General features: G+C 66.1%; 10 protein-coding genes. 2 read left to right on the forward strand and 8 right to left on the reverse strand.

All coding sequences use genetic code 11. The features are described from left to right. The first annotated feature begins 7 nt into the window (after window positions 1-7). The gene (locus MF134_RS04485; RefSeq protein ID WP_255338203.1) at window positions 8-1645 is read left to right on the forward strand and encodes a caspase family protein; all 1638 of its coding nucleotides are present in this window, start codon (window positions 8-10) and stop codon (window positions 1643-1645) included. Between the two features lie 18 nt (window positions 1646-1663). Here MF134_RS04485 and MF134_RS04490 read toward each other — a convergent pair whose 3' ends face one another. From MF134_RS04490 to MF134_RS04500, 3 genes are read right to left on the reverse strand one after another with little or no spacing between them, the layout of a single operon-like run. Beyond that, a complete protein-coding gene (locus tag MF134_RS04490) occupies window positions 1664-2089 on the reverse strand; it encodes a thiol-disulfide oxidoreductase DCC family protein (RefSeq protein ID WP_255338204.1) in 426 nt (141 codons plus the stop codon). Beyond that, complete coding sequence (locus MF134_RS04495) at window positions 2086-3420, reverse strand: SDR family oxidoreductase (RefSeq protein ID WP_255338205.1); 1335 nt, start codon at window positions 3418-3420, stop codon at window positions 2086-2088. Before MF134_RS04495 ends, MF134_RS04490 begins: the two co-directional genes overlap by 4 nt. Then, window positions 3417-3887, reverse strand: coding sequence for a DUF2269 family protein (locus MF134_RS04500; protein WP_255338206.1), 471 nt, complete (start codon window positions 3885-3887; stop codon window positions 3417-3419). The genes MF134_RS04495 and MF134_RS04500 overlap by 4 nt, the downstream gene beginning before the upstream one ends. 315 nt (window positions 3888-4202) lie before the next feature. Here MF134_RS04500 and MF134_RS04505 point away from each other — a divergent pair, with 315 nt between their 5' ends. After that, window positions 4203-5030 carry a lytic murein transglycosylase gene (locus MF134_RS04505; RefSeq protein WP_255338207.1) on the forward strand — a complete coding sequence of 276 codons (828 nt, stop codon included), beginning with the start codon at window positions 4203-4205 and terminating at the stop codon, window positions 5028-5030. Between the two features lie 112 nt (window positions 5031-5142). Here MF134_RS04505 and MF134_RS04510 read toward each other — a convergent pair whose 3' ends face one another. The 5 genes from MF134_RS04510 to MF134_RS04530 all read right to left on the reverse strand — a co-directional run bounded on the left by MF134_RS04510 (window position 5143) and on the right by MF134_RS04530 (window position 11072). Further along, window positions 5143-6282 (reverse strand): acyl-CoA dehydrogenase family protein, encoded by a 1140-nt coding sequence (locus tag MF134_RS04510; protein ID WP_255338208.1) that lies wholly within the window; start codon window positions 6280-6282, stop codon window positions 5143-5145. A 198-nt stretch (window positions 6283-6480) separates the two neighbouring features. Then, window positions 6481-7719, reverse strand: a complete 1239-nt coding sequence (locus tag MF134_RS04515; protein WP_255338209.1) for a phenylacetate--CoA ligase family protein — start codon at window positions 7717-7719, stop codon at window positions 6481-6483. A gap of 13 nt (window positions 7720-7732) precedes the next feature. Continuing rightward, window positions 7733-8569, reverse strand: coding sequence for an ABC transporter ATP-binding protein (locus MF134_RS04520; RefSeq protein ID WP_255338210.1), 837 nt, complete (start codon window positions 8567-8569; stop codon window positions 7733-7735). An 83-nt stretch (window positions 8570-8652) separates the two neighbouring features. After that, the gene (locus tag MF134_RS04525; RefSeq protein ID WP_255338211.1) at window positions 8653-9897 is read right to left on the reverse strand and encodes an ABC transporter substrate-binding protein; all 1245 of its coding nucleotides are present in this window, start codon (window positions 9895-9897) and stop codon (window positions 8653-8655) included. 113 nt (window positions 9898-10010) lie between these two features. After that, a complete protein-coding gene (locus tag MF134_RS04530) occupies window positions 10011-11072 on the reverse strand; it encodes a branched-chain amino acid ABC transporter permease (protein WP_255338212.1) in 1062 nt (353 codons plus the stop codon).

Consider the following 11072-nt stretch of genomic DNA (forward strand, 5'->3'; position numbering starts at 1 on the left):
CGAGGCGATGATCGTGCGGACGGCTATCGGGCTTGTCGTGGGCCTGGCCATCATGGGGCTTTCGCTCTTCACCACAACCTTGGCGATTGCCGCTCCCCCGCCGGAAAAGCGCGTCGCGCTCGTCGTCGGCAACAGCGCCTACGAACACACGATCCGGCTCGACAATCCCTCCCGTGACGCGCGGGCCGTGGCCGACAAGCTGCAGAGGCTCGGCTTCACGGTGATCGAGGGCTACGATCTCGACAAGATCGGCATGGACGCGAAGGTTCAGGAGTTCGCCCGCTCGGTGCGCGACGCCGATCTCGGCCTGTTCTTCTATGCGGGTCACGGCATGCAGGTGAACGGGCGGAACTATCTCGTTCCCGTCGACGCAATGTTCGAGGACCCGTCCGATCTCGACTTCAACGCCGTGCCGATGGATTTCGTCACCCGGCAGATGCGTTACGATGTCGGCGTCCGGCTCGTGGTGCTCGATGCCTGCCGCGACAATCCCCTTTCGCGCTCGCTCGCCCGCTCCATGGGCGGAGGCACGCGCTCGGCCCAGGTGAGCGACGGTCTCGCCAAGATCGAGATTGGCGGTGACGGCAGCGAAGGCACGGCGATCATCTTCGCGACGAGCCCGGACGAGGTCGCCTATGACGGCGAGGGCACGAACCATTCGCCCTTCACCCAGGCCTTTCTCGACCAGGTCGACGCACCCGACACCGATATCCAGGTCGTCATGTCCCGCGTGACCGGACAGGTTCTCGAAGCAACAAAGAACAAGCAGCGCCCCTGGATCAGCGCGTCGCTGACCGGCGAGGTCTATCTCAATCCGCAAAGCCAGCCCGACGCCGAAAACCGCTTGGCGAGTCTGGAGCCCGCCGTCAGCGTTTCGACGAGCCCCGCACGCGTCGTTCCCGCCGCGCCCGAGCTTGGCCTCGCCGCAGCGGCGACCAGCGGCGGGTCGGACGATGCCGACAGCCTCGCGCGGGAGACGGCCCTCTACAACATCGCCCGCGAATCCGGGCTGCGGGCCGATTACGAGGCCTATGTCGAGACCTTCCCGAACGGGCTCTACGTCGTCAATGCCCGCAAGCATATCGAGCGGCTGCGCGGGGCGGGACAGGCGGCCGTCGTCGCCAGTCTCGACCCGAGCACCGGCGCGCAGGTTTCCAGGCAGGATCCCGTGGCGGCCGCCAACCCGGCGACGCCAAAGGTCGATACGGCGCTCCGCACCCTGCCCTCGGGCGCCGGCACGGAAAGCGTACTCGGGCTGGACCGGCAGAAGCGCAAGGAACTCCAGCTGCGTCTCAATCTCGCCGGCTTCAATTCCGGGACACCGGACGGCATCTTCGGCCCGAACACGCGCAACGCCATCATCGCATGGCAGAGCGCGCGGGGTGTCCATGTCAGCGGCTACATGAACCAGCCGCAATACGATCTTCTCGTCCAGCAGACCCAGGCGGCGCTGGCCGCCTATGTGCCACCCGCTCCGAAGGTCACGACCCGCAAGAAGACCCGCTCCTACACGAAGAAGCGCCATTCCAAGCCGCGCGTCATCGGCCGGGTGAAGAAGCGACGCAGCGGATCGGGCGACGCGGCCGGAGCGGCCTTCATGGGCGGTCTGATCGGCGGGGTGATCGGCGGCGCCATCGGCCGCTGAGATCGGCCGGGTCGAAGGTCAGATCTCGGTGAGGATGCGCTCTGCGAGGTTCGGGGGCGGCAGATCGCAGGACTGCTTCTTCCCGAATAGGCGATACCGGTTTCGCGCCACCCATTGGTAGACCCGGTCCCGGAGCGGGCGGGGAACCCATCCAAGGGCCGCTGCCCAGCGCCAGCGCGGCAGGCGCGCCAGGACGGCGATCGTCGCGTCGGACTGAAAATATGTGTTGCCGTCGATGATCACGGCGAAGGTTTCCGGCGAGGCCGGATCGATGCCAAGCGCCTCCGCCATCCTCCCCCCGTAAGCCGACTGAATAGGCGCGAAGCGGAAGAGTCCCGCCGCGTCCCGGCGCGCCACGAACCGCATTCCCGAAGAGCAAAGAATGCAGATTCCATCGTAAAGAATGATGCCGTCGTCCGGCCAGGCTCTCGGGTTGCCGCTCATCGTTCATCCAGAATCGCCAAGGCGACCAGCATCAAGACGATCGCCGGCCCGGTCTTGACCAACGCCCCCAGAGGTTCGAGCCACATGGCGGGCGTCAGGATCGCCGCCATTCCCATATAGAACAGCGAAACCGCGATCCCGGCCCAAAGGCCCCAGAAGGCACTGCGTCGAAACGCCACGAGAACCCCCACAGCAATGTCCATCAGGCTCGACGCCAGGGTGACGAAGGTCGCGAGCGGCTTCGCAAAGCCGCTGTCGATCAGGATCTGCCGCGCGGCATCGAAAGCGTTGAGTGCGATCAAGCCGGATACGATCCAGAAGACCGCAAGCACCGGAAAGATGAGACCCTTGAGCAGGAAGAGCCGGGCAAACCAGCGCTCCTGAACGCTCACGGAGAGGCCCCTGACGAGATCGCGCGAGGAGGCCGGATCGATCCCCGTCGCCGCGGCCCATGGGCGAGGGTCTCCGGTGACGCCGCGACGCATCTCCGCAAGCGCCGTCGAACGGATGGGCGGGCGCCAGCCGAGAAGCCCCGCGAAGTCGCCCGCCCTGCTGCCGAGCGAAAGCAGGAACGCGGGCAGGCGCAACCGGCCCGAAGGCCCGCCGTGGCGCGCGGCGAGATGATCAATCATCTCGCCGACACATGTCTCACCAGACTCCATGATGTCCCAGCTTTCGGCCCGCTCGCGCCGTCCCGCCTGCCAGTCCTTCGCGAGGACGTCGATGGTGCGTGCGATGTCGAACACGTCGGCGACGCGGAAGGGCCGGTCTTCCAATTCCTCGGGAAAACGGATCGGCAGCATCGCCGCGGCGCGCAGGAGGGCGCTGCCGCCGAAGGCAGCCGGGGCGAGCACGAAGCCCGGCCTGAGGATGACGTGAGGCAGGGCGGAGCCGGTGATCGCGCGCTCCGCCTGACGCTTGGTCCGGCTGAAGGCGGTGCGATCGTCTTCCGGACTGCCCGGCATGGAGATCTGCACGAGCAGCGCGGGGCGATCGAGCTGCCTGATCGCCGCCAGCAACCGGTCGACGAAGCGCGCATGAACGTCCTTATTGCCGCCACCCGGCCCGTCCTGCAGCACGCCGATCGCGTTGACGACGATATCGGCGCCCGAGTCTCCCAAAAGCCGGCACAGCGCGTCCTCGGACAGGTCCACGACAGGAGCCTCGGTCGCCGCCTCGCCAAATCGGGCCCGCTGGGCCGCGGTGAAACGCCGGGCGACCGGGACGACACGATGTCCCCGCTCCTTCAGCCAGACGGCCACCGACTCCCCAATCAGGCCGGACGCGCCCAGGATCAGGATCGTGGGTGATGCCGACGCTGCTCGGGTCACAGGCTGGGCCTCGAAATCATCAGCCAGAGGATGGCCAGAACCGAGCCGAAGCCAGGGAAGCCGAAGACGAACCAGATCCGGAACAGCCGGTGATAGGCGGCGGGCAGCACCATCGCCTCAGAGGACGCAGCGGCCGTTGCCAGATCGCGCATGCGCATCTGGATGAACACGACGGGCAGCCAGAAAGCGCCGGCGACGGCATAAAGAACCAGCGCGAGGCCGAGCCAACCTTCGGTGAGCGAAGCTCCGGTCTCCCAGGCGAGAAGCAGACCCGTCACCGGCTGAAGCGCGACCGCCGTCGCCGTGAACAGAAAATCGGCCCGCACCACGACGGACGCGGTGCGCGCGATGAAGGCTACGTCGCGGGAAAGATGCGCGGCCAGCATGAAGAAGGCGATCCCCGTCCCCGTGCCCAGGATTACGGTCGCGCCGACGACATGCAGGAATTTCAGAAGAAGATAGAACACGGGGACGTCTTGGGCACAAAGGAGCAGGCGAGCGCGCCGCTTGTATCACGAAGAGATGACCAAGAGTTCACGCAGATCATTCGGGAGTTCGAGCATCCCCGACCTTGCGGGAAAGGGGCGATCACACGTACGGAGACGAGCGCAGCTTCCGAAGGGAAACGCCGATAAATCGGCGAAAGTCACATATCTGCAACGGGCCGCCCGACTAGAGCCGCTTTCGTTAATAAAACGCGAAATGCATTCGGTCCATAAAGCCTGACGAATCGCCGTTTCGGCGAACCGCCGCTCCGCCATTTCAAAACGAGGGGAAATTCGATGCATCGACGCAAACTCACCCGGGCCGCGCTCGGCGCCTTCACCGCCCTGTTCCTTGGTACCGCCGCTCTTCCGGCCAATGCCGCCCAGTGCGGCAACAGCGCTGCCGGCTTCAATCAGTGGAAGCAGCAGATGGCGCAGGAAGCCGTGCGCGCCGGCATCTCCCAGCGCACCGTCCAGCGGGCGCTGATGCCGACCCAGTACTCGCGCAAGGTCATCAGCCTCGACCGCAACCAGCATTCCATGAACCTCTCGCTCGAGGCCTTCATGCAGCGCCGGGCGCCTGCCTCCTTCGTCTCGAAGGGCAAGCGGATCATGCAGCAGAACGCCGGCCTCCTGAACGCGATCGAGCGGCGCTACGGCGTCCAGAAGGAAGTGCTTGTCGCGATCTGGGGCATGGAAACCGGTTTCGGCCGCAACTCCGGCAATATGAGCGTCTTCAATTCTCTGGCGACTCTCGCCTATGACTGCCGCCGTTCGGCCTTCTTCACCGAAGAGCTGCTCGCGGCGCTGGCGATCGTCGATCGCGGCGACATGAGCCCGAACCAGATGCGCGGCGCCTGGGCCGGCGAGATCGGCCAGACCCAGTTCCTCGCCAAGAACTATCTGCGCTTCGCGGTCGACGGCGACGGCAATGGCCGCCGCGACCTGATCAACTCCAAGGCCGACGTCCTGGCCTCCACGGCGAATTTCCTGCGTCAGCACGGCTGGCGTCCGGGCGCCGGCTACCAGCAGGGTCAGCCGAACTTCTCGGTGCTCCGCGACTGGAACCGCGCCGGCGTCTATCAGAAGGCGCTCGCGCTCTTCGCTTCCCGGCTCGCGGGCTGATCCAGCCTTCTCCACGAGCATGAAAAGGGTCGCGGCCGCCGGTCGCGGCCCTTTTTCACGGGCCGGTGCGGATGAATCCCGGCGGCGTTGCTGCGACGGAGCGCTGCCGCCCTCACGCCTCTGCCAGAAGCGCCCGGGCGGTGATCATCCGCATGATCTCGTTCGTTCCCTCGAGAATCTGGTGGACGCGCAGGTCTCGGACGATCTTCTCGATGCCGTAATCGGCAAGATAGCCGTATCCACCGTGAAGCTGTAGCGCCATGTTCGCGACCTCGAAGCTGACATCGGTGACGAAGCGCTTGGCCATGGCGCAGAACTTGGTCGCGTCGGGTTCCTTGCGGTCGAGCTTCCAAGCCGCCTGGCGCAGGAAGATGCGGGCGGCCTGCAGCTCGGTCTCCATGTCGGCGAGGCGAAACTGCAGCCCCTGGAACTCGGTGAGCGATTTGCCGAAGGCCTTGCGCTGACGCATGTAGTCCACCGACTTGTCGAGCGCCGCCTGGGCCGCACCAAGCGCGCAGGCGGCGATGTTCAGCCGGCCGCCGTCGAGCCCCATCATGGCGTAGGAAAAGCCTCGCCCCGCTTCGCCCAGAAGCGCATCGCCCGGAACCCGGCAATCCTCGAAACGAACTTCGGCCGTCGGCTGGGCGATCCAGCCCATCTTCTTTTCCGGCGCGCCGAAGGAAAGCCCCTCTGCGCCGTCTTCGACCAGGATGGCCGAGACGCCCTTCGCTCCCTCGCCACCGGTACGGGCCATGACGAGATAGAGATCGGAAAAGCCGGCCCCGGAAATGAAGCTCTTGGTGCCGTTCAGCACATAGCCATTGCCGTCCGGGCGGGCGCTGGTTCGAAGCGCCGCTGCATCTGAGCCCGAGCCGGGCTCGGTCAGGCAGTAGCTGGCGACGATGTCCATCTTCGCCAGCTTCGGCAGCCATTTCTCGCGCTGCTCCTCCGAGCCGAAGGAATCGATCATCCAGGCGACCATGTTGTGGATCGACAGGAAGGCCGAAACCGCCGGATCGCCATAGGACAGGGCCTCGAAGACCAGGACGGCGTCGAGCCGGTCGAGACCGGTGCCATAGGGTTCGCGCACATAGATCGCCGCCATGCAGAGTTCGGCGAGTTCCTCCAACAGGTCGCGGGGAAGTGCCCGCTCCTCCTCCCAGCGAGCCGCGTGGGGCGCCATCTTCTCGACGGCGAACTCGCGCGCCATCGTGAAGATCTGCGCCTGCTCCTCCGACATCGCGAAATCCATGATCCTCGTCCTCCCTGTGGCGCCCGCCACGCGACCTCTCCGGTCGGCCAGACGCTCTAACCCTTTGTTTTTTCGCATAAAGCCATGCGCATTGCCGCGCAATTCTTCGGCACCGGCCACCGCCTGAGGCCATACCGGCGAAGGTCGCGCCACCATTTCCGTTCTTCGGCCGGAGGCCCGCGCGACAGACGGCTCCGCCTAGCCGTCGAGCTTTCTCTGATCGTCCACCACCTTGCCGTCATTGGGCAGGCTTCCCGGCGCGACGAAGACCACTTCGCCCCTGACACGGCACTCGGCGCGCAGCGCCTCCGCCAGCGTTTGGGCGAGGCCCTCGGGCTCGCCTTCGCACTCCACCTGCAGGGCGAGCTGGTCGTGGCCGCCCTCTTCCGTCACCACAAGGCGGGCCCGGCCGAGGCCGGCGTGGAGTTTGACGATCCGCGCCACCTGGGCGGGATGCACGAACATGCCGCGCACCTTGGTGGTCTGGTCGGCACGGCCCATCCAGCCCTTCAGCCGGGGCGCCGTTCGCCCGCAGGGCGAAGGCCCGGCCATGAAGGCGGACATGTCGCCGGTGGCGAAGCGGATCAGCGGATAGAGCGGGTTGAAGGTGGTGACGACCACCTCGCCGACTTCGCCCGGCTCGACCGGATTGCCGGTGCCGGGGCGCACGATCTCGACGAGGGCGTCCTCGTCCGTCACCATGCCGTCGGCCAGGCCGCCCGTCTCATAAGCGATCAGGCCGAGCTCGGCAGTGGCGTAGCACTGCCGGATCGCGATTCCCCGGCCGGAATACCAATCCCGCAGATTGGGGAACAACGGACCGCCGGTCACCAGCGCCTTGGTGAGGGAGGAGACGTCGGCGCCCTTGGCGTCGCCGCGTTCTAGGATGGTCTTCAGGAAGTCCGGCGTGCCGACATAGGCGGTCAGGCGAAGCCGTTCGATCGCCTCCACCTGCTGGTCGGTGTTGCCCACGCCGCCGGGGAAGACCGCCGCGTCGGCCGCCGTGCAGGCGTGGTCGAACATGATGCCGGCCGGCGTCAGATGATAGGCGAAGGCGTTGAGCACGCGATCGCCCGCGCCGACGCCCGCCGCGTGAAGTGCCCGGCCCATGCGCCAGTGCTCCACCTCGCCCTCCGGTTCGACGATCGGCCCCGGCGACAGGAACAGGCGGCGAAACCCGCCCGGCTCTCGCGTGGCGAGACCACCCAGCGGCGGGTCGTCCGCCTGCAGCGCCGGCAGGTCCGACTTGCGCAGGAGGGGCAGCGTCGCGAGGCTCGCACGATCACGGATCGTCTCCGCGTCGAGACCGGCCAGGGCACGCCGGTAATAGGGGGCGTTTTCTGCGGCGTGGGCGAGTTGCCGGCGCAGACGTTCGAAGAGGTTCGCCTCCCGGTCCTCGGGCGAGCGAGTTTCGAGCGTATCGAAGAAATCGGACATGGGGTGTCCTCCGCTAGAGCCAGCGCTTGCGACGGCGGAAGCTCTTGACGTTGCGAAACGAACGGCGCTCGCCGCCGCCCAGGTAGAATTCCTTGACGTCCTCGTTCTCGACCAGTTCGGCACCGGTGCCGTCGAGAACGATCTTGCCGCTTTCGATGATGTAGCCGTAGTCGGCGACCTTGAGCGCCATATTGGCATTCTGCTCGACGAGCAGGATGGTGATCCCGAGTTCCTGATTCAGCCGGCGGATGATGCCGAAGACTTCCTTCACCAGAAGCGGGGACAGGCCCATCGAGGGCTCGTCCATCATGATCATTCGGGGTTTCGCCATCATCGCGCGGCCGATGGCGAGCATTTGCTGCTCGCCGCCGGACAGATAGCCGGCAAGCCCCTTGCGCTCCTTCAGCCGCGGAAAGAAGCGGTAGACCTCGGCGATTTCCGCCTCGATATCGGCGTCCGGCCGCGAGAAGGCGCCGAGCCGCAGATTGTCGCGGATGGTCATGTCCTGGACGATGCCGCGGCCTTCCATGACGAGGAATATCCCGTCGCGCACCTTCCTGTCGGCGGGGGTTCGGGTGACGTCAGCGCCGTCATAGGTCACCGTGCCGCGGGTGATCTCGCCGTCCTCGGTCTTCAGGAGGCCAGCGATCGCCTTCAAGGTGGTGGACTTGCCGGCGCCATTGGCACCCAGAAGCGCGGTGATCTCCCCGCGCCGGGCCACCAGCGACATGCCGCGCAGCACGAGGATCACGTCGTTGAAGACCACCTCGACATTGTTGAGTTCCAGCAGCGGCTGGTTGTCGCGCGCGGCCTTTCCGGCCGGTCTTGCAGTTTCGGCAGTGAGGGTCATCGCATCCCGACTCTTCGCTTGAAGGCGCGGTCGCCGGCCGGCTGATGGAGAGAGCCGGCCGGCGGTATCGTTCGTGCCGACGCCTACTGGCCCAGCCACTCGTCGCGGCGCGGCACGTCGATCTCGGCGATTTCCTCGATCACCGCCTTGCCGTCGGTGAAGGAGCCGGAATTGATCGTCACCTTCAGAAGGCCGCGATGGTCCTCCGGCGTCCAGGTCGAGGGCGAGCAGACGCCTTCGAGTCCTTCCGGCACCCAGTCGGACTTCTGGTACATGCCGTCACGGATGTTCTTGCCGGTGATGCCGCCATTGGCCTTGGCCCATTCCATGGCTTCCTTCATGTAATAGGCCGAGCAGACGCCGCGGATGTAGTGATGGGTCGGCCGCTCGCCGACCTGGCCGCCGCCATTCTCGAGGATGGTCCTGACCAGTTCCATGCCCGGAACCTCGGCGCCGTAGAAGGGTGTCGAGGAGGGGAAGATCAGGTTCTGCGCCTCGGCGGCTTCCACGGTCTGATAGTCACCGGCCCAGGGATTGCCCATATAGGTGGCCTCGACGCCGACCGTGTTGCAGCTCTTGATCATCGAGACGACCGAACCGCCGAGATTGCCCATATAGACGTATTGGGCACCGGAATCCTTGATCGTCAGGCACTGGGCCTTGAAGTCGCCCGGCGCGAGCGGCACGACGACCGGCTGGGCGACGGTGAAGCCCAGCTCCTCGGCGTAGGAGGCGCAAGCCTCCTTCGGCGCATTCGGATAGGGGTGGTTGTCGCCGGTGTGGACGAAGGTCGGATTCTCGACACCCTTCTCCTTGGCGTCCTCGGAAGCCCACTGCACCAGCGCGCGGCAAGCGTCGGAATAGGACGGGCCATAGAAGAAATTGTAGGGCGCCGGGGCCTTGGTGTTCGGGTTCTTGCCCTGCGGGTCGGTCAGATGCGCCGAGTATGAGCCGGAGATCGTCGGGATCTCCTCGCGCGCGACGAAGGAGATCAGCGCTTCCGTGTCGGCCGTTCCCCAGCCCTGCAGGGCGACCATGTCGTTGCCGACCCATTTCTTGAACTGGGCGATCGCCTCGGGAACCTTGTAGGCGTAGTCGACGGTGTCGAGCTCGACCATCGTGCCGTCGATGCCGCCATCGGCGTTGATCTGCTTGAAGGCGTCGGCGACGCCGGGGCCGTACTGCTTGCCGACGAAGGACGTGGCGCCCGTATAGTCGGCGAGATGGCCGACGAGGACGCTGTCGTCCTGGGCCAGCGCCGGGGCGCCGGCGATGATGGTCGTCGCCGCGAGTGCGGCGTTGAGTGTCAGTCTGTCGAGCCTTGGCATTGTCGATTCCTCCCTGTCGCGGTCTTCAGGCGGTTCGGAAAGGGTGGCGGTGCCGCGAAGACCGCCCCGATCCGTCGGGCCGTTCCGCCTCTCCCCGGCGAAACGGCGAAAGCTCAGTGCGAGAACGGAAACAGCTTCCAGCTCGCACGCATCATGCGCCAGCGGTGGACGAGTCCCTCCGGTTCGAGAACGAGAAACAGGATGATCGCCGCACCGACGCTCATCTGCTTGATGTAGGCGGTACCTTGCGCGATCGCCGGGACGACGGTCGCCACACCGTTGGCGAAGATCTCCATCGCCTGCGGCAGGAGCAGGATGAAGGCGGCGCCGAGCAGCGATCCCGAGACCGAGCCGAGCCCGCCGATGATGATCATCGCCAGGAACTCGATCGACAGGATGATGGTGAAGCCTTCCGCCGAGACGAAGCCGAGATAATGCCCGTAGAGCGCGCCGCCGATGCCGGCGAAGAAGGACGAGATGCCGAAGGACAGAATGCGGTAGCGCGTCAGATTGATGCCCATGATCTCGGCGGAGAGATAATGGTCGCGCACCGCCACCAGGGCCCGCCCATCCCGCGTGCGGGCGAGATTGGCGACGGCGACGAAGGCGACCACCACCCAGAACAGGACCAGATAGAGATAGCGCGCGTCGCTGTTCAGCTGGAAGCCGAAGAAGCTCGCGGTCTCGGCCAGCGACCCGTAGGTGCCGCCGGTGAACCAGTCGGCGCGGGCGAAGAAGTCCTGCAGGATGTATTGCGAGGCGAGCGTGGCGATGGCCAGATACAGCCCCTTCAGCCGCGCGGCGGGAATGCCGAAGATCATGCCGACGGCCATGGTCATCAGCCCGGCGAGCGGGATCGCGATCAGGACCGGAATGCCGTTGCCGGATATCCAGGCCGAAGCGAAGGCCCCGAAGCCGAAGAAAGCGCCATGGCCGAGCGAGATCTGGCCGGTCATGCCGGTGAGGACGTTCAGCCCCAGCGCGGCGATGCCGTAGATGCCGATCAGGATGAGCTGGGACAGCACATAGCCGCCGAAGACCAGCGGGCAGAGCGCCACCAGAACGACGCCAGCCAGAACCGCCATGGTCTCGTTGCGGGTGCGAAACAGCGTCCGGTCGGCGGCGTAGGTCGAGCGGAAATCACCGGTCGGTCTTGGATTGGGAACGTGGGCCAC

Origin of the sequence: Jiella marina, from assembly GCF_024359545.1 — a bacterium.
Lineage (GTDB): Bacteria > Pseudomonadota > Alphaproteobacteria > Rhizobiales > Rhizobiaceae > Jiella.